Origin of the sequence: Kumtagia ephedrae (assembly GCF_003012745.1) — a bacterium.
Taxonomy (GTDB): Bacteria; Pseudomonadota; Alphaproteobacteria; order Rhizobiales; family Rhizobiaceae; genus Kumtagia; species Kumtagia ephedrae.
Window position 1 is genome coordinate 89,980 of the sequence record NZ_PXYK01000008.1, and the last position, 23,817, is coordinate 113,796.

A 23,817-nucleotide genomic window follows, 5' to 3' on the forward strand; every position below is an offset into this window, starting at 1 on the left:
AGCCGGGCCTTCGAGGAATGTGCGGAAAGATCAGCCGCGCCGGGCGTCGACCGACAGCGATCCGGCGCCGAGGCCGGCAAGCACCAGCAGCCCGCCGGTGACCGACAGGTTCTTCAGGAAGAACAGCTGCTGCACCTGGTCGGCGAGGTTGGTGTGCGCGATCAGCGTGGCGCCGATGGTGAAGGCGGCGATCGCCAACGCGGCGATGCGTGTCTTGTAGCCGACGAGGATGGCGAGGCCGCCGAAGAACTCGAGCAGGCCGACCAGCACAGCCAGGATCGTCGGCAGCGGCAGGCCGATGCTGCCGAACCAGCCGGCGGTGCCGCCGATGTCGATCAGCTTGCCGAAGCCGGCGTAGATGAACATCAGCGACAGCAGTACGCGGCCGACGGCGACGATCGCGCCGGCGGCCGCCGTGGGCTGCGCGGCGACGGAAGAGTTGATGGACATGGGGAAGCGCTCCGATGGGTTGAATCCACCGGCAACATAGATCGGCGCCATCGTTCACAGAAGAGACGAAAACGTCGACACATCGTTCACTTTTGGAACAAGTTACCCCGGCCGCGTCATCTCCTCCGGCCGCACGATCCGGTCGTAGTCCTCGCCGCTGACCAGTCCCGTCGCCAGCGCCTCTTCGCGCAGCGTGGTGCCGTTCTTGTGCGCGGTCTTGGCGATCTTGGCGGCGTTGTCGTAGCCTATGGTCGGCGCCAGGGCCGTCACCAGCATCAGCGAGCGCTCAAGTGCTGCCTTGATGTTGTCCTCGCGAGCCTCGATGCCGACCACGCAATTGTCGGTGAAGGAGACCGCCGCGTCGCTCAACAACTGCACGGACTGGAGGAAATTGTAGGCCATCAGCGGATTGTAGACGTTGAGCTCGAAATGCCCCTGGCTGCCGGCGAAGGTGATGGTGGAATTGTTGCCCATCACCTGGATGCAGACTTGGGTGAGCGCCTCGCACTGGGTGGGGTTCACCTTGCCCGGCATGATCGACGAGCCCGGCTCGTTCTCCGGCAGCGACAGTTCGCCGAGGCCCGAGCGGGGGCCGGAGCCGAGCAGGCGGATGTCGTTGGCGATCTTGAACAGCGCGGCGGCGGCCGAGTTGATGGCGCCGTGCGAGAACACCATGGAATCGTGCGCTGCCAGCGCCTCGAACTTGTTGGGAGCGCTGACGAAGGAAATGCCGGTGATGGCGGCGATGCGCTCGGCCACCTTTTCCGCGAAGCCGATCGGCGCGTTCAGCCCGGTGCCGACCGCCGTGCCGCCCTGCGCCAGTTCCTGCAGGCCGGGCAGCGTCGTCTCGATGCGCTTGATCGACGAGGCGACCTGCGCGGCATAGCCGGAAAACTCCTGGCCGAGCGTCAGGGGGGTGGCGTCCTGCGTGTGCGTGCGGCCGATCTTGACGATGTGCGCGAATTCCTTCGCCTTCGCGTCGAGCGCGCCGTGCAGGTGCTTCAGGGCCGGCAGCAGGTCGTGGATGATGCGCTCGGCGCAGGCGATGTGCATGGCCGTCGGATAGGTGTCGTTCGACGACTGGCTCATGTTGACGTGGTCGTTGGGATGGACCGGCTTCTTCGAGCCCATCTCGCCGCCGAGCAGTTCGATGGCGCGGTTCGAGATCACCTCGTTGGCGTTCATGTTGGACTGCGTGCCGGAGCCGGTCTGCCACACGACCAGCGGGAAATGCTCGTCGAGCTTGCCGTCGATCACCTCCTGCGCGGCGGTGATGATGGCGCCGCCGATCTTTGCGTCGAGCTTGCCGAGCGCCATGTTGGCCTCCGCCGCTGCGCGCTTGACGATGCCGAGCGCGCGCACCACCGACAGCGGCTGCTTCTCCCAGCCGATCTTGAAGTTGCCGAGCGAGCGCTGCGCCTGGGCGCCCCAGTAGCGGTCTCCCGCAACCTCGATCGGGCCGAACGTGTCCGTCTCGGTCCGCGTGGATGTCTCGCTCACAGTCGCCTCCGTGCTTTTTGCGCGCGGCATCGCTACCGCGTTGCACAACGGGCTTCAAGGGCGGAGTGGGCAACGGCGGGAACCAAATCGGTTAGATATCGGAAAGGCCTGGGCAGCGGGCAGGGGAGCTTTCGCTGCCGGCACCGGGGAGCTTTATCGGAGCACCATAAAGAACGCCTCCTGCACCTGTTACAGTGCTGGAGGCGCCCTTTTTGTCCTCAGCATTCTTTCGAACTGCTTTGGACACCAGCACAATGCGCAGCCGGCGAAAAGGTTGCAGGCCGGAAACGGACTTTTCGAACTTTTTTTGCCGTACGAAAAAGGGCGGCATCGCTGCCGCCCTTTCCGTATTTCCGAGCCTTGGTCGGCTGGACTTAGAAGTCCATGCCGCCCATGCCGCCCATGCCGCCGCCCGGCATTGCCGGAGCGCCCGACTCCTTCTTCGGAGCCTCGGCGATCATGGCCTCGGTGGTGACCAAGAGGCCGGCGACCGAAGCGGCGTCCTGCAGGGCCGTGCGCACGACCTTGACCGGGTCGACGATGCCCATGGCGATCATGTCGCCATATTCGCCGGTCTGGGCGTTGTAGCCGAAGGTCGCGCCCTTGTTCTCCAGGATCTTGCCGGCGACGATCGAAGCTTCCGCTCCGGCGTTGGCGGCGATCTGGCGGGCCGGAGCCTGCAGCGCGCGGCGCACGATGGCGATGCCGGCGGTCTGGTCGGAGTTCACGCCGGTCGACTTCAGGTTGGCCGAAGCGCGCAGCAGGGCGACGCCGCCGCCGGCCACGATGCCTTCTTCCACGGCCGCGCGGGTCGCGTTGAGGGCGTCGTCGACGCGGTCCTTCTTTTCCTTGACCTCGACCTCGGTGGCGCCGCCGACGCGGATGACGGCAACGCCGCCAGCCAGCTTGGCGAGACGCTCCTGCAGCTTCTCACGGTCGTAGTCCGAGGTGGTCTCCTCGATCTGCTGCTTGATCTGGGCGACGCGGCCCTGGATCTCGGCCTTCTTGCCGGCGCCGTCGACGATGGTGGTGTTCTCCTTGGAGATCGACACCTTCTTGGCGCGGCCGAGCATGTTGAGGCCGACATTCTCCAGCTTGATGCCGAGGTCTTCGGAGATGACCTGGCCGCCGGTGAGGATGGCGATGTCCTCGAGCATGGCCTTGCGGCGGTCGCCGAAGCCCGGAGCCTTGACGGCGGCGATCTTCAGGCCGCCGCGCAGCTTGTTGACGACCAGCGTGGCCAGAGCCTCGCCCTCGACGTCTTCCGAGATGATGACCAGCGGCTTGGAGGTCTGCACGACGGCTTCCAGAACCGGCAGCATGGCCTGCAGGTTGGAGAGCTTCTTCTCGTGCAGCAGGATGTAGGCGTCCTCCAGCTCGGCGACCATCTTGTCCGGGTTGGTGACGAAGTACGGCGAGAGATAGCCGCGGTCGAACTGCATGCCTTCGACGACTTCCAGCTCGGTCTCGGCGGTCTTGGCTTCCTCGACGGTAATGACACCCTCGTTGCCGACCTTCTGCATGGCTTCCGCGATCATCTTGCCGACCGACTCGTCGCCGTTCGCCGAGATGGTGCCGACCTGCGCGACCTCTTCCGAGGTCTTGATCTTCTTGGCGGCCTTGCCGAGATGGGCGACGACCTCGGTCACGGCGAGATCGATGCCGCGCTTCAGGTCCATCGGGTTCATGCCGGCGGCAACCGCCTTGTGGCCTTCCTGGACGATCGACTGCGCCAGAACGGTCGCGGTCGTGGTGCCGTCGCCGGCGATGTCGTTGGTCTTGGAAGCGACCTCACGGATCATCTGCGCGCCCATGTTCTCGAACTTGTCGGAAAGTTCGATCTCCTTGGCGACGGTGACGCCGTCCTTGGTGATGCGCGGGGCGCCGAACGACTTGTCGATGACGACGTTGCGGCCCTTGGGGCCGAGCGTCACCTTGACGGCGTCGGCGAGGATGTTGATGCCGTGCAGCATGCGCTCACGGGCATCGCGGGAGAATTTTACGTCTTTAGCAGCCATTGCTTAGCTCCTGGGCTCGAAGCCCTCGAATGAAGTGGAATGGATGGCGAAAGGGATCGCGGGTCAGCCGATGATGCCCATGATGTCGGATTCCTTCATGATCAGAAGGTCCTCGCCATTGAGCTTCACCTCGGTGCCCGACCACTTGCCGAACAGCACGCGGTCGCCGGCCTTGACGTCCAGCGGCACCAGCTTGCCGCTCTCGTCGCGGGCGCCGGAGCCGACGGCGATGATTTCGCCTTCCTGCGGCTTTTCCTTGGCGGTGTCGGGGATGATGATGCCGCCCTTGGTCTTCTCCTCGGACTCGACGCGGCGAACGACCACGCGGTCATGCAGCGGCCGGAATTTCGACTTTGCCATGTTTGACTATCCTTGAAACGGACGTTGAAAGGGTTCCTCCGTCCGGCATGCCGGACTGCCGTTAGCACTCACGAGTAGCGAGTGCTAACATGGGAGGCGAAATAGGAGTGCCCCGTTTCGATGTCAAGACGATGACGTCGTGGGAAGGCGCATTTTCGTGTTGCGGCGCATCCGGACGGCCTGCGGATCGCATGGGCACGGCCGACTTGTCAAATCATGCTCCGCCGCGCGGCCGACGGAGAAAACCATCCCGCCGGCCGGCGGGATGGTTTGGGCAATTGCAGCAGGCCCGAGAGGGGCGGGGCTTAGGAGCGTGTTTCAGCCGACGATGCGCAGGTTGGAAAGCTCGTCGCCGATCTTCTTGAAATCGTCGGACAGGGTCTTGCCGGTCGAGTTCCAGAACAGTTTTGCCGGCTTGCTCGGATCGTCCGGGTCCTTGCGGAAGCGGGAATCCGAGGCGCATTTCTTGAGCATCTCGATCTGTGTCTTTTCCGCCGGCTTCGAGTTGCTGAGGTCGAGCGCCACGGTCATCACCATGATCTTCTTCGCCTTGGCGTTGTCGCATAGCTTCTTGAAGTGTTCGTTCATCGCGGCGGTGTAGTTGGCGTTGTCGTAGTTGGTGTTCGAGATCGAACTGCTGGTGCCCTGGAACATGCGCCCGAGGTTCGTTGTGTAGCCGGGGGTTACGAGCTTGACGTAGCCCAGGGCGGAATAGACCGACTTGTTCCCGGCGCCGTCGGAATATCGCCCTTCCCAGTCTCCAAGCGATCCCGGTGTGTAGTAGGTGTTGGCGCCGTCGGTAACGACGATCACCACCTTGTCGTTACCCTTTTCGGACTCGGGCCGGCCTTCCGTGAAGGGAGCACCGCTCGAGACGGTTCGCCAGCCCCATGCCATGCCTTCCGGCACGTTGGTCGCTCCATTCGGCTGCATGCCGTCGATCGCCGCATCGATTACGGCTTTGCCTGCTGCGACGGAAACATCGGTAAGCGGCGTGATCGCCGTCGTCGAGCAACTCTTGTTGGGGCCGTCGGTGGTTTCGCTGGACGCGATCTGCGGCGGCGTGCCCGGGAAATATTTCGGCATGAAACTCTGCCGGGCAACGTGGTTGGTGGTGCCGGTTATTGATCCGTCCGGCCACCAGCTGTTTTCAGGGTTGGCGTCGACACTGGACTCGTCCGGAGCGAACATTGGCACGAACAACGTGGCCGGCGTAGCGGAGGAGGGCGGCGTGTCGTCGACGTTGTACGGGCTCGGCCGCGCTTCCACGCACCCCTTCCAGTTCGCGAACTTGACCGCCGTCGTAGACCAGGTCCTGCAAGAGCCGTTCCAGTTGGTTGCGGTGCAGGAATAGTGCTGCATCTCCTTGTACATGGTGAAGCGGGTGATTTTTCCGTTCTCCTGAGTGCCCCAGTCCTTCCCCCGTCGGTACCAGACCCCGCCGACGTTCTCGACATACTTGTTCACGTTCTTGGCCTTGCTCATCGTTGACCAGTCGAAATTTTCGTGATGGATCGGAGAGATGCCGTCTCTATCCATCCAGGTAGCTTCCTCGTAGCCCGAACCGACATTGACGGAAGAGGCAAAGGGCACGACCGAGAACTGGACGGGCTGGGACACCTGCTTCATCTGCTCGCCCTGCTTGGCCAGCGTGCTGACCAGTTCCTTGGCCGCGGCCTTGAGCAGGTCGATGCGAAGCTGGTTGGAACTGCCGCCCTTGTCGGACATCGACCCGGAATTGTCGAGCACCAGCGCCACCTCCAGCGTGTTCTTGAGCTGGACTTCCGAGAAGGCGCCGAGATCGATTTCCGTGACCGCGTTCTTGCCGAGCAGGCTGGTCAGCACCGGCAGGAAATGCGGGCTGTATTTCAGGTCGGCGGTGAGCTTCACCGTTCCCCCGCCCGTGTCCGCGTTGGGAAGCGCCAGCGTCAGGTCGACCTTGCTCATGTCGAGCCCGTTCGAATTGATCCGGAAGAACTCCTCGGCGAAGGCCGGCAGTTGCTCCTCCGGCGTGCCTGCCTGATAGGCGCGCGCCGTTGCCAGCGCGGCGGCATCGAGCGCGTTGAGCGCCTGGCTGCGCTCGCGCGTCATCTCCGAATAGTCGATCGCCACCGCCAGCCCACCCATCAGCGGCACCATGGCGATGGCGGTCAGCATCGCGTAGTTGCCTCGCCGATCCGCCCAGAATTTTCGCAACATCCGATAGCCCCCGAATTTGATCGGCGGCACTGTCGCAGGAAGACCTGAAAATCCCGTCTTTCGCGACGCTTCAAATTGTAGGGAAACGTTCAGTCATGGTTAACCAGCGCGGCCGTGCGCCGCCTGTCGGCGGCAGTTCTCGCCGCGGCGAGCCTAGTGGCGCCGCCCGTTCGGCGCCGCTTTCTCGCCGGGGAGGGCGGCCGCCAGCGCGATGATCTTGGCCTGCACGGCCTGCGCCTCGGCCGCCGCCGCATGGCCGGCCGGCTCGGCGAGCGCGGCATCCGCTGCGGGCGCGCCGATGCTGATGCTCCTGCTGTCGCCAGCGGTCTTGACGGCCTGCATCGCCGCGTCGACCGAGCGCGCCAGCCGGGCGATCTCTTGACGCGCCTGGCGCGCATGCACCAGCGCCAGGACGGCGAAGCCGGTCCCGGCCGCCGCCAGCACCAGCGTCGCGACGGTGGCGGCCAGAACCACGTCCGGCAGGCTCAACCCGAGCCCGGTGATCCGTTTCAACACGAAAAACCCCACGCCGCTTACCACGGCGGCGCCGGCTATGCCGACCAGTCCCCGCTGCATTGTCCCGTCCCCGGTGAGGCGCAGTCCCGTGCGCCGCGACGTGCCCTGTCGCGAGCATGAGTCTCGCACGACCGGGCGACGCTGTTAAGTCAAAGCTGGTGACAGAGTGAAAACTCTCGGTTAATTCCGGTCACCGCGCACGCGACGCGCATTTTTTCACAACAACGACGGGACGTGCCGGGCCTTGGTCAAATTTGTCGGATCCCTCCAGGATATTGCCGCTTCCTATTCTGTGCTGCTGTGCGACGTATGGGGCGTGGTGCACAATGGCGTGCGGCCCTTCGACGATGCGGTCGCCGCCCTGATCGAAGCGAGGCAAAAAGGTGCCGCCGTGATCCTGGTCACCAATTCGCCGCGCCTGACCGCCGGCGTCACCCGGCAGATCCAGGGGATCGGCGTGCCGGACACGGCCTGGGACCGCATCGTCACCTCGGGCGACGTGACGCGCGAGCTGATCCGCCACGGCCCGCGCCGCGTCTGCCACATCGGCCCGGATCGCGAGGAATCGATCTTCGACGGCCTCGACGTCGAGGTGGTCGAGGAATGGGAGGCCGCGGCGGTGGTCTGCACCGGTCTGCACGACGACGAGAGTGAAACGCCGGAGGATTATGCCGAGCAATTGCGCCGGCTGCGCTCGCGCGACCTGCCGATGATCTGCGCCAATCCCGATCTGGTGGCGGAGCGCGGCCACAAGATGGTGTTTTGCGCCGGGGCGCTCGCCCGCGACTATGCCCTGCTCGGCGGCCGCACGCTGATTGCCGGCAAGCCGCATCGGCCGATCTACGATGCGGCGCTCGAGGCGGCTGCGGAAGTGCTCGGAGGCCCGGTTTCGGCGGGCGACGCGCTCGCCATCGGCGACGGCATGCTGACCGACGTCAAGGGCGCCGCCGACTACGGCATCGACGTTCTCTACGTGTCGGCCGGCATCCACGCCGCCGACTACGGCGATCCCGACCGGCCCGATCCCGAGCGGCTTGCCGCCTTCCTGGCGCATCACGGCCAGGCGCCGGTCGCCGTGATGCCGCGGCTGCGCTAGGAGAAGACAATCATGGCGGCCAAGGACTTCGTCTGGTGTCGCGACGTGGCGGGGCTGCCGCGGCACCTGCGCGGCGGCGTCGTGGCCATCGGCAATTTCGACGGCATGCATCGCGGCCACCAGGCGGTGCTCGACCGCGCGCTGGCCGAGGCCGCCGCCGCCGGCGTGCCGGCGCTGGTGCTGACCTTCGAGCCGCATCCGCGCTCTGTCTTCCGCCCGGATATCCCGCTGCCGCGCATCACGCCCGCTCCGGTCAAGGCGCGGCTGGTCCGGCTGCTTGGCTTCTACGCCATCGTCGAGCAGGAGTTCACGCGCCAGTTCGCTGGCAAATCCGCCGACGACTTCATCGGCGAGACCCTGATGAAGCATCTCGGCGTCAGCCATGTCGTCACCGGTTTCGATTTCCATTTCGGCAGGAACCGGCAGGGCGATCCGGCCTTCCTGGCCGCCGCGGGGCGCAGGCATGGTTTCGGCGTCACCCAGGTGGAGGCGTTCCGCGACGAGGGCGGCGCCGTCGTTTCGTCGAGCCGCATCAGGGCGCTGCTCGGCGAAGGCGATGTGGCCGAGGCCGCCGGGCTGCTCGGCTACCGCTTCACCATCGAAGGCGAGGTCGTGCACGGAAAGAAGCTCGGCCGCACGATCGGGTTTCCGACCGCCAACATGGTCCTGCCGGAGGATGCGGTGCTAAAGCACGGCATCTATGCGGTCCGGCTGCGCCGCGCCGACGGAACGCTGTTCGACGGCGTGGCGAGCTTCGGCCGCCGTCCGACCGTGGAGAGCGACGGCGTCCCTTTGCTGGAGACCTATGTCTTCGGTTTCGGCGGCGACCTCTACGGCGAGGTCTGCGACGTCTCCTTCTTCGGCTTTCTGCGCGGCGAGGAGAAGTTCGACGGGCTCGACGCGCTGATGGCGCAGATCAGGCGGGACGAGGAGGAAGCGCGCGCGCTGCTCTCGGGTGTGCGGCCGCTGTCGGAACTCGACCTGCGCCTGGCCTTCTGAGGTCCGCTGGAAAAGCGCTGCCGGTTCGCGCGAAGTCGCCGGCATTTAAGTCAAACTTTACCGTCCTGGTTGCAAATCCTGCTCGTCCTCATTTGGTCGGAGTCCGGGCACCCCATGGCAAAAGCTCTCCTCGTCGGCAGCGTGAGCGTCTTTCTCGCCGGCGCCACGACCATGGCCGCGGCCGGGGAGAAATCCGGCTTCTTCGACTGGATCCACGGCGACTGGTATCTCACCGTCGGCGCGGCCGGCTTCGCCGCCCCCGAGTTCGAGGGCGCCGGCGATACGATCTTCAGGGCGACGCCGATGATCTCGCTCGGCAAGGTCGGGCCGGAAGCCCGCTTCGTGTCGCGCAACGACAACATCTCCTTCTCCCTCTACGACAGCGGCGCGTTCCGGACGGGCGCGGTCGGCAAGATCGTCTTTCCGCGCGACGCCGACGACGCCGACGATCTGAACGGCCTGAGCGACGTCGGCTGGGGCGCCGAGCTCGGCGCCTTCGCGGAAGTCTATCCGACCGACTGGCTGCGGGTGCGCGGCGAACTCCGCCAGGGCGTCGGTGCCCATCACGGCGTCGTCGCCGACGTCGCCGTCGACGCCTTCACCGACGTGACCGAGACGGTGCGGGTGTCCGGCGGGCCGCGGCTGTCGATGGCTTCGGCCGACTATTTCCGCACCTATTACGGCGTCGATGCCGGGGAAAGTGCTGCCTCCGGCCTGAGCGAGTACGATCCGGGCGGCGGGTTGAAGTCTGTCGGTGCCGGCGGCGCCGTCACCTGGAAGACGACGGACCGCATCACCACCAGCGCCTTCGCCGAATATGCACGGCTGCTCGGGCCGGCGGCCGACTCGTCCCTGGTGGAGGAGCGCGGCTCGAAGAACCAGTTCATGATCGGCATGTCGGCGACCTACCGGTTCGATTTCACGGTTCCCTGAGCCGTATGGTCCGCGGACCGAAACCTATCCAATCAGGCGCGGGTCGATCGGATGCTCCGTCCGGCTGTCGATCGTGATCGAGGTATTCTCGAGCAGTGCCGGGCTGAGCAGGTAGTTTGTGGTGAACGGCGCGACGACCGACGGCACAGCCATCACCGCGTATCGGCCTTCGCTGACGAAGCGCGTGCCGATGTCCTGCGTCAGGCCGAGATTTTCGGCCCAGTCGTCCGGCAGGGACGGTGCGAAGATTTCAGTTCCGTCGGGGACATGGATTCCGAGAAGCTGGTAAGCGGCCGGCGCATCCTCAAGGTCGATATGCACCAGCATCTCGAGGAGTGCGGCCGCCGGATGGTCGGCGCAGTAGACGATCGGGGTCCCCAGCCTGTTCCAGCGCGCCGTCGAAAGCTCGCCGCCTCGACCCGAGAGGTCGGCGTGGCTGGAAATGCGCCAGACGCGCACGATCAGGCGAACATGCCGTAGTCGATGCGGTGCAGTTCCTGCTCGACGATGTGAGCGCCGGTCTCCGAACGCAGCAGGTCGATCGGCCGGGCGTTTTCAAGCGCCCGGCTTTCCTTGCGAAGCCAGCGCTGAGCCTTCTCATGGTTGCCGAAGACCCGGTCCGCCATGTCCGAGATGCGCTCGAGCCGCAGGACGCGATCGGATTCGACCAGGCTCAACCGTTCGGCTTGCTCCTTCCTGCGGGCGAGAGTGCGCCGGGGGCCGACAATGGCGTGGATTTCTGCGTTGGTGAAACCTCGATCGCGCAGGGCTTCGATACTGTCGGGCATCAGCCGGAATTCGCCGGCGCGTATCTCCGAGCCCTGGAATTCGCCTCTGTGCCGTCCGACGTCGATGTAGACGCCGTGGCTCGGCAGCTCTTCCTCGACGATCTTGTTCACCCGGGTTCCGGCCATTGCCGCCTCCAAGCCAATTGCGCTCCAGGATAGGTGCAATTGGCCTTGCCTTCAAGAAAATGCCGGCCGATGCGCACTTTTCAATACACCGCGGCTCCGTTAAAGAGCGTGGCATGACTTTCGCAGCGCGTAGCGTCGCCGCCACGATACGAATTACCGGCCCGGCCTTCCGGGCGGCCTGAGGTCGCCGGAAGCCCCGGGAGAATTTTGCCTCGGCGCACTCGCGCTTTTCCCAGATCGTGATAGTTGGACGCCTGGCACCTTGCGGCCGGGCGAGACATGGCAAGACGATGACCGACACCACCGAAAAACGCGACTATTCGAAGACGCTCTACCTGCCGCAGACGAATTTCCCGATGCGCGCCGGCCTGCCGGAGAAGGAGCCGCAGATCGTCGCCCGCTGGCAGGAGATGGACCTTTACAGGAAGCTGCGCGAGGACGCCGCCGGCCGTCCGAAATACGTGCTGCATGACGGCCCGCCCTATGCCAACGGCAACATCCATATCGGCCATGCGCTTAACAAGATCCTGAAGGACGTGATCACCAAATCCTTCCAGATGCGCGGCTACGACTCCAACTATGTGCCCGGCTGGGACTGCCACGGCCTGCCGATCGAATGGAAGATCGAGGAGGAGAATTACCGGTCCAAGGGCAAGGCCAAGCCAGACCTGTCCGACCCCGCCGCCATGGTCGCCTTCCGCCAGGAGTGCCGCGCCTATGCGGAAAAGTGGATCGCCGTGCAGGGCGCCGAGTTCCAGCGCCTCGGCGTGGTCGGCGACTTCAAGGACCCGTACCTCACCATGAGCTTTCATGCCGAGTCGCGCATCGCCGGCGAGTTGCTGAAATTCGCCGCTAGCGGCCAGCTCTACCGCGGCTCGAAGCCGGTGATGTGGAGCGTGGTCGAGCGCACCGCGCTGGCCGAGGCCGAGGTCGAGTATCAGGATTACGAGAGCGATACGGTCTGGGTGAAGTTTCCTGTAAGGTCTTTGACCGGGGATGAGAGGCGTAAGCAACTCTTCGCTGATTTGGCGCATGCAAACGTCGTCATCTGGACCACGACGCCTTGGACGATCCCAGGCAACCGCGCCGTCGCCTTCTCGCCGCGCGTTGCTTACGGGCTCTATGAAGTAACGGCTGCCGAGAACAATTTCGGCCCACAGCCGGGGGAGAAACTGGTCTTTGCCGATGCCTTGGCGGAAGAGTCGTTTGCGAAGGCGAAACTTCAATTCGAACGCCTCCATTCACTAGTCGACATTGATCTTGCCACTTTGGTCTGTTCCCATCCGCTAAAAGGCCTCGGCGGCGGTTACGAATTCCCCGTCCCCATGCTCCCCGGCGACCACGTCACCGACGACGCCGGCACGGGTTTCGTGCACACCGCGCCCGGCCATGGCCGCGAGGACTTCGACGCCTGGATGGACGCGGCGAAGGACCTGCGCGCGCGCGGCATCGACACGGCCATCCCCTTCACCGTCGACGACGCCGGCTTCTTCACCAAGGACGCACCGGGCTTCGGCCCCGACCGTGAGGGTGGGGCGGCGCGTGTCATCGACGACAGCGGCAAGAAGGGCGACGCCAACAAGGCCGTCATCGACGCGCTGATCGAGCGCAACATGCTGTTCGCGCGCGGGCGGCTGAAGCACAGCTATCCGCATTCATGGCGCTCGAAGAAGCCGGTGATCTTCCGCAACACGCCGCAATGGTTCGTCTATATGGACAAGCCGCTGCCGCAATTCTCCCCCCTCGGGGGGGAGATGGCCGTGAAGCGGCCAGAGGGGGTAACCTCAGAAGGCACCGCCAGAACGTCGAGCGCTGCCGAGGCTACCCCCACCGCCGCCTTCGGCGGCACCTCCCCCGCAAGGGGGGAGGGAGCGCCGACGCTCCGGCAACTCGCCCTCGCGGCCATCGACGCCACCCGTTTCGTGCCGGCGGCGGGCCAGACGCGGCTGCGCGCCATGATCGCCGAGCGGCCTGACTGGGTCTTGTCGCGCCAGCGCGCCTGGGGCGTGCCGATCTGCGTCTTCGCCGACGCCGACGGCAACGTGCTGAAGGATGACGCCGTCAACCAGCGCATCCTCGACGCCTTCGAGAAGGAGGGCGCCGACGCCTGGTTCGCGGAGGGCGCCAACGAGCGGTTCCTCGGCAACGCGCACGACGCTGCCAAATGGACCATGGTCAAGGACATCCTCGACGTCTGGTTCGATTCCGGCTCGACGCATACCTTCACGCTGGAGGACCGGCCGGACCTCAAATGGCCGGCCGACGTCTATCTGGAAGGCTCGGACCAGCATCGCGGCTGGTTCCACTCCTCGCTGCTGGAAAGCTGCGGTACGCGCGGCAGGGCGCCCTACGACACGGTCGTCACCCATGGCTTCACCATGGACGAGGACGGCCGGAAAATGTCGAAGTCGCTCGGCAATACGGTCGTACCGCAGGACGTGATGAAGCAGTCCGGCGCCGACATCTTGCGCCTGTGGGTGATGACCACCGACTACTGGGAAGACCAGCGGCTGGGCAAGAACATCCTGCAGACCAACATCGACGCCTACCGCAAGCTCAGGAACACCATCCGCTGGATGCTGGGCACGCTGGCGCATGACGACGGCGCGCAGGTGCCGCTGGCCGAGATGCCGGAACTGGAGCGGCTGATGCTGCACCGGCTTTCGGAACTCGACGAGGTGGTGCGGGCCGGCTACGACGCCTTCGATTTCAAGCGCATCGCCAAATCGCTGCTCGACTTCATGGTGGTCGATCTGTCGGCCTTCTATTTCGACATCCGCAAGGATGCGCTCTACTGCGACGCGCCGTCGAGCCTCCGCCGGCTGGCCTCGGTGCAGGTGGTGCGCCATCTGTTCGACCATCTGGCGACCTGGCTGGCGCCGATGCTGCCCTTCACCATGGAGGAGGCTTGGCAGGAGCGTTATCCCGACTGCGTCTCCATCCATCTGGAGCAGTTCCGCGAGGTGCCGGCCGGCTGGCGCGACGATGCGCTGGCGGAGAAATGGCGCAAGGTGCGCAAGGTGCGTTCCGTGGTGACGGCGGCGCTGGAGATCGAGCGCGCGAGGAAGGTGATCGGCTCGTCGCTGGAGGCGGCTCCTGCGGTGTTCGTCGCCGATGCCGACCTCTTTGCGGCGGTCAAGGACGTCGACCTGGCCGAGGTGGCGATCACCAGCGCCATCACGGTGTCGCCGGCGGAAGGTCCGGTGGAGGCGTTCCGGCTCGACGAGGTGGGCGGCGTCGCGGTGGTTCCCGGCCTTGCCTCGGGCACCAAATGCGCGCGGTCGTGGCGCTACACCGACGACGTCGGCTCCGATCCGGAGTTCCCGGACGTGTCGGCACGCGACGCGGCGGCGCTGCGCGAGCTGCGCCAACTCGGCCGGTCTGTGTGAAAAGATGTGGCGGTCGTTGTGAACGGCCGCCGCATGAAGTAGAGAATTAACCATTCTGGCCGACAAACTATCGCCGGATTTGCCGGCCATTGCCGTACCGGGGACATTCGGGCGATTTGAGAGGCTTATCGCGTTGACACTTCTTGGCATGACGGGAAACCGCCGCGCGGGCTTGACCGCCGCAGGTCTGGTGGCCGCCGCAGCGGCGCTTTCGGGCTGCATGAGCGGCCCTACCTATGGCACGGACAAGACCTCGTCCGAGCAGCTCGTTGGCGATGTCAGCAACATCCTGTCGCTGGGCCCGCCCGAGCGCCCGGCGATCGACTACAAGCCGAGGCCGGACCTCGTGAAGCCCGCAAAGGGCGAAGCCAAGGGCGCATTGCCGGCGCCGCAGGAGAGCGTCGCCTCGACCGCCAATCCGGCCTGGCCCGAATCGCCCGAGCAGAAGCGGGCGCGGCTGCGTGCCGACGCCGACGAGAATCGCGACAATCCGTTCTGGAAGCCGCAGATCGAGCCGGACATGGCGCGCGCCAATGCAGGGCCGACCGAGAAGAACCCGGTCATGAACACCCGGCATCTGGAGACCGGCGTCGCGCCGGTCGGCTTCAACACCGCCAAGCAGCAGAACGAGGCGTTCCGCAAGAAGCTTGCCCAGGAACGCCAGGGCAGCCCGACCACCCGCAGATATCTCAGCGAGCCGCCGCTTGATTATCGCCAGGCCTCCGCGACCGCGCCGACCGGCGACCTCGGCGAGGACGAGATCAAGAAGGAGCGGCGGCTGAAGGCTGCGGCGCGCAAGAAGAACGACCGGAGCTGGGCAGACATCCTGCCCTGGTAGTCAGTCGTCGCGGCGCTCGCGAAAGAAGCGCTTGAGCAGGTCCGAAGCGGCTTGCTCGCCGATCCCCGAATAGATGTCCGGCGCGTGATGGCAGGTCGGCGAGGTGTAGAAGCGGACACCGCTGACCACCGCGCCGCCTTTCTCGTCCGCCGCCCCGAAATACAGCCTTCTGATACGGGCGAAGGAGATGGCGGCCGCGCACATGGCGCAGGGCTCCAGCGTGACGTAGAGGTCGGCACCGGTCAGCCGTTCGGCGTCGAGCCGGTGCGACGCCTCGCGGATCGCCAGCATCTCGGCATGGGCGGTGGCGTCCTTCAGTTCGCGCGTGCGGTTGCCGGCGCGCGCCACCACCGCGCCGTCCACAACCAGCACGGCGCCGATCGGTACCTCGCCCCGCAGCGCCGCGGCCTCGGCCTCGGCGAGCGCCAGGCTCATGAAATCCGGGCGTTTCACCGGCACATCCTTGGACATTTCCCTCGCACCTAAAGAACGTTACTGCTACACCCCGCCCGGAAAGGCAAAGGCCATGGACGACGAACAAAGAAAACCCCCGCGAAAAGGCGGCCATGGCGGCCCGAAGGGCGCCGGTGCGCGCGCCGGCGGCAAGGGCGGCAAGCCCGGATTTGCCGGAAAGGGGGGCAAACCGCGGCCGCGCTCCGAAGAAGGCCGGCCGGCTTTCGGCGGCAAGGGCGGCAAGCCGTTTCGCGCGGCACCGGCACGCGGCGGGGCCGAGGGCGATTCCGCGCGGCCGCGCGGCGACAAGCCGTTCCGCAAGCCGCGCGAGGAGGGCGATGCCGGCCGCGCCGAGACGCGCGGTGGCCCTCGCGGCGAGCGCAAGCCTTTCAAGCGCTATGATGAGGGCAAACCGCAGGGCGGAGGCAACGCCGGGCCGGGCCGCCGCGAGCGGCGCGACGGCGGCGATGCGGCCAAGCCGGAGCGCGCCGACCGGCCGTTCCGTGCCGGCCCGCGCCCCGAGGGAAAGCCATTCGCCAGGCGGCGCGACGACGGCGCTCCCGAGGGCGAACGCCCGCGCCGTTTCGATCGCGACGACCGGCCCAGAGGCGACGGCGAGCGCCCGCGCCGTTTCGAGCGGGACGAACGTCCTCGCGGCGAAGCGGATCGCCCGCGTCGCTTCGACAAGCCTTCCGGCGCGGGACCGCGCCCCGATCGCAAGCCTTTCGAAAAACGTCCGGCGGGAACGGCAAAATTCGGCGGAGACAGGAAGCCGTTCGCGCCGTCCGCGAATTCCGGCGAGGCAGCCGGCGGCGAGCGCCCGCGCCGTTTCGAGCGCGATGACCGCCCGCGCGGCGAAGCGGATCGCCCGCGTCGCTTCGACAAGCCTTCCGTCGTGGGCCCGCGCCCCGAGCGCAAGCCTTTCGACAAGCGTCCGACTGGATCTGGAGGAGACAGAAAACCGTTCGCGCGGCCGGCGATCTCCGCCGAGGAAGCCGGCGGCGAGCGCATCGCCAAGCGGCTGGCCCGCGTCGGCATCGCCTCGCGCCGCGACGCCGAGGAACTGATCGCCGCCGGGCGGGTGCGCGTGAACGGAAAGGTGCTGGAAAGCCCGGCTTTCAACGTGTCGACCGACGACGTCATCGAACTCGACGGCAAGCCGCTGCCGCCGGTCGAGCGCACCCGGCTGTTCCTGTTCCACAAGCCGGCCGGCGTGGTCACCACCAGCCGCGATCCGGAAGGCCGGAAGACCGTCTTCGACGTGCTGCCGGCTGAGCTGCCGCGGTTGATCACTGTCGGCCGCCTCGACATCAACACCGAGGGGTTGCTGCTACTCACCAATGACGGCGGGCTGGCGCGCACGCTGGAACTGCCGGCGACCGGCTGGCTGCGCCGCTACCGGGTGCGCGTGCACGGCAAGGTCGACGAGAAGGCGCTGGCCGAGCTTAAGGACGGCATTGCCGTCGACGGCGTGTTCTACGGCTCGATCGAGGCATCGCTCGACCGCGAGCAGGGCAGCAGCAATGCCTGGCTCACCATTGGGCTGCGCGAAGGCAAGAACCGCGAGGTCAAGAACATTCTCGGCGCGCTCGGGCTCGACGTGACGCGGCTGATCCGGATCTCCTTCGGTCCGTTCCAGCTGGGCGAACTGCCGGAAGGCCATGTCCAGGAGTTGAAGGGGCGCATGTTGCGCGACCAGCTCGGCGAGCGGCTGATCGAGGAATCGGGTGCCAATTTCGAGGCGGACATCGTCAGGCCGTTCTCCAACAAGCCGACCCGGCGCAGCGTGGACGACAGGCCTGAAGCGGCCGAGCGGGCGGCGGCGCGGCCTCTGAAGATCGGCGAAGGCGGGCTGATCAAGGCGCGCGGACGCGACAAGGATCGCATGCGCGAGGACGCTCTGGGCAGGCTTTCGACCAAACCGCGGGGTGGCGGCTTCGGCAAGCACGGAAAGCCGGAAAGCGGTGGTTTCGCCAAGCCGGAGCGCGGCGCGAAGGATGCGCATGGCGAGCGCCGGCCGAAGCCGGCCTTCGGCGATCGGACACCACGCGGCAAGGGCGAGCGCGAGCAGCGGCCGATCGAGCCGCCGGGTGGCCGCAAGGCCAATGTGTGGATGGCTCCGGGCGCCCGGCCGTTGAGCAAGAACCACGCCCTGGAGGAGGAGAAGTCCGCCAAGCGGACGGAGGGGGGCAGCGCGGGGCGCAAGAGGGCGCCGAGTTCGTCGTCGGCTACCTCATCCCCGGCCTCCGGCCGGACCCTCCCCACAAGGGGGAGGGATGGCCGCAAGCCGCGCAAGGACGACTAGATGCGCATCGTCGGCGGCGACCTGCGCGGCCGGCCGCTGGCCGCGCCGCGCTCCCAGGACATCCGCCCCACCACCGACCGTGCCCGCGAGGCGGTGTTCAACGTCCTCGCGCACCGCTTCGCCGATCGCCTGGCCGGCGCGCGCGTGCTCGATCTCTTCGCCGGCACCGGCGCGCTCGGGCTCGAAGCCATGTCGCGCGGCGCCGCCTTCTGCATGTTCATCGAGGAATCGGCCGAGGGCAGGGGGCTGATCCGCACCAATGTGGAAGCCTTCGGGCTGACGGGCCGCACGAAGATCTTCCGGCGCGACGCCACCCGGCTGGGCGAGGCCGGCAACATCCAGCCTTTCGGCCTGCTGTTTGCCGATCCGCCTTATGGAAAAGGTCTCGGCGAAGCGGCGCTGCGCTCGGCGCGCGGTGGCGGCTGGCTGCTGCCCGGGGCGCTCTGCCTGGTCGAGGAGACCGCCGCGGTGCCGTTCGGGCCGGTCGAGGGTTTCGAGCTTCTTGACGAGCGCGGCTATGGCGAGACGGTGATCCGCTTCCTCGAGGTTGCCTGACTTCGGCCTCTTTCAGGGTCAAGATGACGAACAATTCACTTTCCGGTCGCAGCGGACCATCCCTATAAGGCCGGACCGACCCGTCTCAGGAGCCTTCATGAGTCTCGCCGCTCAGCCGGTCCGCCATCTCGCAACTGCTCTCCTTCTGCTCCTCCTGTCGCTCGCGCCCGCTTTCGCGGAAGCGCCGCGTCCGCAGGAGCGGGTCGAGAATTTCCTGCTCGGCAACGGCATGGAGGTGGTGGTCATCCCCGACCATCGCGCGCCGATCGTCACCCACATGGTCTGGTACAAGGTGGGCAGCGCCGACGAGCCGCCGGGGAAGTCCGGCATCGCCCATTTCTTCGAGCACCTGATGTTCAAGGGCACGACGAACCACAAGCCCGGCGAGTTCGACGCCGCGGTGGCCGAGATCGGCGGCGATCAGAACGCCTTCACCTCCTACGACTACACCGCCTATTTCCAGACGGTGGCGCCGGACGCGCTCGGCGGCATGATGGGGCTGGAAGCCGACCGCATGCGCAATCTCACCCTCACCGACGACGTGATCGCCACCGAGCGCGACGTGGTGCTGGAGGAGCGCCGCTCCCGCATCGAGGGCGATCCGCAGTCGCTGCTGTCGGAAGAGGTGCAGGCGACGCTGTTCCAGAACCATCCGTACCGCGTGCCCGTCATCGGCTGGATGCACGAGATGGAGCAGCTCAACCGGGAAGATGCGGTGGCCTTCTACGACCGCTACTATACGCCCAACAACGCCGTGCTCGTCGTCGCCGGCGATGTCGACGCGGCGACCGTCAAGCGGCTGGCCGAGGAAACCTACGGCAAGGTGGCGCGCGGCCCCGACCTGCCGCCGCGCCTGCGTCCGATCGAGCCGGAGCAGAACACCAGCCGCACCGTCACCATGGCCGACCCCAGGGTGACCATACCGGGCTTCGCGAAATACTGGCTGGCGCCGTCCTATCGCACCGCCGAGCCCGGCGAGGCCGAGGCGATGGACCTGTTGTCGGAGATACTCGGCGGCGGTACCCGCAGCCGGCTCTACCAGCAACTGATCGTCAAGAGCGACCTGGCCGCCGGGACCGGCGCCTTCTATGACGGCACGGCGCTCGACGAGACCAGTTTTGTCGTCCACGGCTCGCCGCGCGGCCCCGACGGGCTGGCGAAGCTCGAGGCGGCGGTCGATGCCGAGATCGTCCGCATCCAGCGCGACGGCGTTTCGGCCGACGAGCTGGACCGGGCGAAGAACCGCCTGGTGCGCAGCATGATCTTCGCCCGCGACAACCCGGCCGGCATGGCCAACATGTATGGCGCGGCGCTCACCACTGGCAACACGGTCGAGGACGTACAGCAGTGGCCGGCCCGCATCGAGGCGGTGACCGCCGAGCAGGTCAAGGCGGCGGCGCTCAAGTATCTCAAGCCCGACCAGTCGGTGACGGCCTATCTGTTGCCGGCCGCCGGCACGTCGAACTGAACGGCAGGACGAGAACCCGGACATGCGAAATCGGCTTGCCTCATCCGCTGCCGCCGCCGCGGCGCTTGCGTTCCTCATGCTGATCGTCAGCCTTCCCGCGCAAGCGGAAGTAAGGATTCAGCAAGTCCGCTCGCCCGGCGGCATCACCGCCTGGCTGGTCGAGGACTATACCGTGCCGATCGTGGCGCTGCGTTTCGCCTTTGCCGGCGGCGTGTCGCAGGACCCGCCCGGCAAGGAAGGCATCGTCAACCTGATGACCGGCCTGTTCGACGAGGGCGCCGGCGATCTCGACAGCGACGCCTTTCAGACGCGCCTCGACGATGCCGGCGCGGAAATGAGCTTCCGGGCGAGCCGCGACAATGTCTACGGCTCGATGCGCATGCTGGCCGACCAGAGGAACGAGGCGCTGGAGCTGATGCGGCTCGCGGTCACCGCGCCGCGCTTCGACCAGGCGCCGATCGACCGCATCCGCAGCCAGATCGCCGCCGGCATCCGCGCCCAGGAGCGCGACCCCGAGGTGGAGGCCGGGCGGCGCTGGCTGGCGGCGCTCTATGGCGACCATCCCTACGCCAGGCCGGACGAAGGCACGGCTCAGTCGCTCGCCGCCATCACCGCCGACGACCTGCGCGTCCTCCACAAGGCGCTGTTCGCCCGCGAGCAGCTCGAGGTGGCGGTGGTCGGCGCCATCGACGCCAAGAGCCTGGGTGCCGAGCTCGACCGGCTGTTCGGCGCGCTGCCGGAAAAGCCGGCGCTGCGGCCCGTCCCCGACATCGCGCCGAAGCTGGCGCAGCGCATCGACTATGAATATGCGCTGCCGCAAACCAGGCTGCGCCTCGCCTATCCCGGCGTCGCCCGCAACGATCCGGAGTTCTTTCCGGCGGTTCTCATGAACCATATTCTCGGCGACGGCACCTTCACCTCGCGACTGTTTCGCGAAGTGCGCGAGAAACGCGGCCTGACCTACGGAATCAGCTCGTCCCTGGTGAACTACGAGCATGCCAACGCCCTGGTCATCGGCACCTCGACGCGCGCCGGCAAGGGCGGCGAGACGCTGGGCATCATTCAGGACGTCGTGAAGGGGATGGCCGAGGACGGGCCGACCGAAGCCGAACTGGCCGACGCGAAGAAATATCTGATCGGCGCCTATGCCATCAACAACCTGAATTCCTCGGGTTCGATCGCCTCGACCCTGGTCGAATTGCAGCTCGACGAGCTCGGCGCGGATTACATCGACCGTCGCGCCGACTATATCAATGCCGTGACGCTTGATCAGGCCAGGGCCGCGGCGCGCAGGCTTCTCGGCGCCGAGCCGGCGATCATGCGATTTGGACCGGCGGAGGCCGAGGAAAAAGAGGGCAATTGATGAGCCCGACATTTGCGGTCGCATTCGGCGGCGGGGGCGCAAGGGGCCTCGCCCATATCCATGTGATCGAGACGCTGGACGAACTCGGCATCCGCCCGGTCGCCATCTCCGGCTCGTCCATCGGCGCCATCATGGGAGCCGGCATGGCCGCCGGCATGTCGGGCCGCGACATCCATCATTATGCCGGCGCGATCCTCGGCCGCCGCGCCGAGGTCGCCAGCCGCATGTGGCGCGCCCGCCCGGAAACGTTCGCGGCGGCGCTGCAGGGCGGCATCCGCGTCAGCCAGTTCAATATCGAGCGCATCCTCAAAGCGTTCCTGCCGGACGCCATCCCCGACAGCTTCGAGGAGCTGAAGATCCCGCTCAAGGTCACTGCCACCGACTTCTACGGCCACAAGCTCGCGGTCTTCGAGGAAGGCGACCTCGTCTCCGCCCTCGCCGCCTCGGCGGCCATTCCCGCCGTGTTCAGCCCGGTGCAGCGCGACGGCGTGCTGTTGATCGACGGCGGCATCTACAACCCCGTACCCTTCGATCTCGTCTCGGGGCTGGCCGACATCGTCATCGCCGTCGACGTCGTCGGCGCGCCCGAGCCTGGCGGGCGCACGCGGCTCACCTCCATCGACATGATGTTCGGTGCCACCCAGTTGATGATGCAGTCGATCATCGCCGGCAAGCTCGAGCACGCCCAGCCCGACATCCTCATCCGCCCGCCGGTCTCGCGCTTCCGCGTGCTCGACTTCATGAAGGTGGAGTCGGTGCTCGCCGAGACGGTCGGCGTCCGCGACGAGCTGAAGCGCGCGGTCGACAAGGCGATCGACCTGCGCGAGAAGCGGCGGGCGTAGGGAGCAACCTATCCCTGCAGCGTCGCCGCCTTGCCGCTGGTGAACGGCGACTGCCCGGATGGCGGCGGGTCGGGCATCGGTTGGTCCGAGGGCGGCTCGGCGGCGATCCGGTTGATGACCCGGAAGCAGACGACGACCGACAGCACGCCGAACACCACGGCGCCCAGGCCCCAGCCGGCGACCACGCCGATGGCGCCGTAGAGCGAGGCGCCGGCCCATACGAAGGGGATGACGCCGAGCGTGGAGCGGCCCCAGTTGAACAGCGTCGAATAGGTCGGATAGCCGAGATTGTTGAAGGCCGCACTCGCCACGAACAGCGCGCCGTTGAACAGGAAGCTGCCGGCGGCGAAAAGGCAGAAGAACACGATCAGCTCGCGCGAGAGCCCCTGTGCTCCGAACAGTCCGGCGATCGGACCGGCGAACACCGCCAGCAGCGCCCAGACGACGGCGACATAGGCGACCGTTACGACAAGGCTGTCGCGCATGGTCGTCACGATGCGGTCGTAGCGCTTCGCTCCGAAATTCTGGCCGAGGATCGGCCCGACCGCGCCCGACAGAGCGAAGACGACGCCGAACGCCACCGGTATGATGCGCCCGATGATCGCCCAGCCGGCCACCGCCTGGTCGCCGAAGGCCGCCATCTCGACGGTGACATAGGTATTGCCGACTGGCGTCGCGACCTGGGTGAGCACCGCCGGCCAGCCGATGGCGAAGAACGGCCGCGCCGCCTCCCTGAGCCGCGCCCAGTCGGGCAGCCGCACCAGCCGGTGAACGTGGTGGGCGCCGTGGATGCCGATCGCCAGCATGACGACCCGCGCCAGCACTGTAGAGATCGCCGCGCCGTCGAGCCCGAGGCCGAGGCCGAAGATCAGGATCGGGTCGAACACGGCGGCGGCCAGCCCGCTGCCCAGCGTCACATACATCGCCCGCCTGGCGTCGCCGACCCCGCGCAGGATGCCGGTGGCGCACATGCCGAGCGCCACCAGCGGCGTCGACGGCAGCACGATCTGCAGGAAGCGCACCGACAGCGTCAGCGTCTCGCCGCGCGCGCCCATCAGCGCCACCAGCTGGTGCAGGAAAGGCCACACGGCGGCGGTCAGAATCGCCGTCGTCGCCGCCATGAAGACGAGCGAGGCGCCGCCCATGCGTGCCGCCTCCTCGCGGTCGCCGCGGCCGAGGCAGCGCGATACCAGCGCGCCGCAGGCGATGGTGAAGCCGATGGCCACCGAGATCGTGAAAAACAGCAGGGTCGAGGCGAAGCCGACAGCGGCCGCCAGTTCCTCGACGCCGAGCAGCGAGATGTAGAACAGGTTGAGCGCGTCGACGACGAAGATGGAGATCAGGCCGACCGATCCCGTCGCCGTCATCACCACGACGTGGCGCATTGTAGAGCCGACGGTGAAAGTCGCGGCCTGCGCCTGCCTGGGTGTACCGGTCATGACGTCGGGACGGCCGGGATCTCCGGTCCGGTTACGGTTGGCCGTCTCGCCGGGCCGCGCCGTTCGTCACCTCTTCCCCGTTTGGTAGGGAAGGCGAGGTGGAAAGGCGTCATGGCGTGCTCCCGGAAGTGCTGCCTTGTCTGCCGTCGAAAGCCGGGTGACGGAGCGGCGTGCTGCCGC

Annotated in this window: 20 protein-coding genes; 10 read left to right on the forward strand and 10 right to left on the reverse strand. The window is 66.8% G+C overall.

Annotation, left to right across the window (positions count from 1 at the left end; translation table 11 throughout):
* Positions 1-30 precede the first annotated feature (30 nt).
* The 6 genes from C7I84_RS10350 to C7I84_RS10375 form a co-directional block, all read right to left on the reverse strand.
* The gene (locus C7I84_RS10350; RefSeq protein WP_106772097.1) at positions 31-450 is read right to left on the reverse strand and encodes a DoxX family protein; all 420 of its coding nucleotides are present in this window, start codon (positions 448-450) and stop codon (positions 31-33) included.
* 102 nt (positions 451-552) lie between these two features.
* On the reverse strand, positions 553-1,950 hold the full coding sequence (fumC, locus tag C7I84_RS10355) for a class II fumarate hydratase (RefSeq protein WP_106772098.1): 1,398 nt from the start codon (positions 1,948-1,950) through the stop codon (positions 553-555).
* 374 nt (positions 1,951-2,324) lie between these two features.
* On the reverse strand, positions 2,325-3,968 hold the full coding sequence (gene groL, locus C7I84_RS10360; protein WP_106772099.1) for a chaperonin GroEL: 1,644 nt from the start codon (positions 3,966-3,968) through the stop codon (positions 2,325-2,327).
* 63 nt (positions 3,969-4,031) lie between these two features.
* Positions 4,032-4,328: a co-chaperone GroES gene (groES, locus tag C7I84_RS10365; RefSeq protein WP_106772100.1), complete on the reverse strand. Its 297-nt coding sequence runs from the start codon at positions 4,326-4,328 to the stop codon at positions 4,032-4,034.
* 318 nt (positions 4,329-4,646) lie between these two features.
* On the reverse strand, positions 4,647-6,485 hold the full coding sequence (locus C7I84_RS10370; protein WP_245428377.1) for a pilus assembly protein TadG-related protein: 1,839 nt from the start codon (positions 6,483-6,485) through the stop codon (positions 4,647-4,649).
* A 195-nt stretch (positions 6,486-6,680) separates the two neighbouring features.
* Complete coding sequence (locus C7I84_RS10375) at positions 6,681-7,103, reverse strand: hypothetical protein (protein WP_106772101.1); 423 nt, start codon at positions 7,101-7,103, stop codon at positions 6,681-6,683.
* Between the two features lie 184 nt (positions 7,104-7,287).
* On the opposite strand from C7I84_RS10375, the gene C7I84_RS10380 reads away from it, so the two are divergent.
* The 3 genes from C7I84_RS10380 to C7I84_RS10390 all read left to right on the forward strand — a co-directional run bounded on the left by C7I84_RS10380 (position 7,288) and on the right by C7I84_RS10390 (position 10,071).
* Positions 7,288-8,139 (forward strand): TIGR01459 family HAD-type hydrolase, encoded by an 852-nt coding sequence (locus C7I84_RS10380; RefSeq protein ID WP_106772102.1) that lies wholly within the window; start codon positions 7,288-7,290, stop codon positions 8,137-8,139.
* A gap of 12 nt (positions 8,140-8,151) precedes the next feature.
* Positions 8,152-9,138 carry a bifunctional riboflavin kinase/FAD synthetase gene (locus C7I84_RS10385; RefSeq protein ID WP_106772103.1) on the forward strand — a complete coding sequence of 329 codons (987 nt, stop codon included), beginning with the start codon at positions 8,152-8,154 and terminating at the stop codon, positions 9,136-9,138.
* A gap of 114 nt (positions 9,139-9,252) precedes the next feature.
* Entirely contained in the window at positions 9,253-10,071 is an 819-nt protein-coding gene (locus tag C7I84_RS10390; protein ID WP_425351320.1) for a MipA/OmpV family protein, read from the forward strand.
* Positions 10,072-10,095: 24 nt separating this feature from the next.
* Here the strand turns inward: C7I84_RS10390 and C7I84_RS10395 are convergent, their stop codons facing one another.
* Together C7I84_RS10395 and parS are read right to left on the reverse strand one after the other, a co-directional pair.
* Entirely contained in the window at positions 10,096-10,530 is a 435-nt protein-coding gene (locus tag C7I84_RS10395) for an RES family NAD+ phosphorylase (protein ID WP_106772104.1), read from the reverse strand.
* A gap of 2 nt (positions 10,531-10,532) precedes the next feature.
* Complete coding sequence (gene parS, locus C7I84_RS10400; RefSeq protein ID WP_245428378.1) at positions 10,533-10,985, reverse strand: type II RES/Xre toxin-antitoxin system antitoxin; 453 nt, start codon at positions 10,983-10,985, stop codon at positions 10,533-10,535.
* Between the two features lie 290 nt (positions 10,986-11,275).
* On the opposite strand from parS, the gene ileS reads away from it, so the two are divergent.
* Complete coding sequence (gene ileS, locus C7I84_RS10405; protein ID WP_106772105.1) at positions 11,276-14,374, forward strand: isoleucine--tRNA ligase; 3,099 nt, start codon at positions 11,276-11,278, stop codon at positions 14,372-14,374.
* Between the two features lie 172 nt (positions 14,375-14,546).
* A complete protein-coding gene (locus C7I84_RS10410) occupies positions 14,547-15,212 on the forward strand; it encodes a hypothetical protein (RefSeq protein WP_245428379.1) in 666 nt (221 codons plus the stop codon).
* Here the strand turns inward: C7I84_RS10410 and C7I84_RS10415 are convergent, their stop codons facing one another.
* The gene (locus tag C7I84_RS10415; protein ID WP_106772184.1) at positions 15,213-15,665 is read right to left on the reverse strand and encodes a nucleoside deaminase; all 453 of its coding nucleotides are present in this window, start codon (positions 15,663-15,665) and stop codon (positions 15,213-15,215) included. It abuts the gene before it with no gap.
* A 73-nt stretch (positions 15,666-15,738) separates the two neighbouring features.
* On the opposite strand from C7I84_RS10415, the gene C7I84_RS10420 reads away from it, so the two are divergent.
* The 5 genes from C7I84_RS10420 to C7I84_RS10440 all read left to right on the forward strand — a co-directional run bounded on the left by C7I84_RS10420 (position 15,739) and on the right by C7I84_RS10440 (position 22,198).
* A complete protein-coding gene (locus C7I84_RS10420) occupies positions 15,739-17,970 on the forward strand; it encodes a pseudouridine synthase (RefSeq protein WP_106772107.1) in 2,232 nt (743 codons plus the stop codon).
* Positions 17,971-18,525 (forward strand): 16S rRNA (guanine(966)-N(2))-methyltransferase RsmD, encoded by a 555-nt coding sequence (gene rsmD / locus C7I84_RS10425; protein WP_106772108.1) that lies wholly within the window; start codon positions 17,971-17,973, stop codon positions 18,523-18,525.
* A gap of 97 nt (positions 18,526-18,622) precedes the next feature.
* A complete protein-coding gene (locus C7I84_RS10430) occupies positions 18,623-19,993 on the forward strand; it encodes a M16 family metallopeptidase (protein WP_106772109.1) in 1,371 nt (456 codons plus the stop codon).
* A 22-nt stretch (positions 19,994-20,015) separates the two neighbouring features.
* A complete protein-coding gene (locus C7I84_RS10435; protein WP_106772110.1) occupies positions 20,016-21,356 on the forward strand; it encodes a M16 family metallopeptidase in 1,341 nt (446 codons plus the stop codon).
* Positions 21,356-22,198, forward strand: a complete 843-nt coding sequence (locus C7I84_RS10440) for a patatin-like phospholipase family protein (RefSeq protein WP_106772111.1) — start codon at positions 21,356-21,358, stop codon at positions 22,196-22,198. Before C7I84_RS10435 ends, C7I84_RS10440 begins: the two co-directional genes overlap by 1 nt.
* An 8-nt stretch (positions 22,199-22,206) precedes the next feature.
* Here the strand turns inward: C7I84_RS10440 and C7I84_RS10445 are convergent, their stop codons facing one another.
* Positions 22,207-23,637 carry an MATE family efflux transporter gene (locus C7I84_RS10445; protein WP_245428380.1) on the reverse strand — a complete coding sequence of 477 codons (1,431 nt, stop codon included), beginning with the start codon at positions 23,635-23,637 and terminating at the stop codon, positions 22,207-22,209.
* Positions 23,638-23,817: the final 180 nt, after the last annotated feature.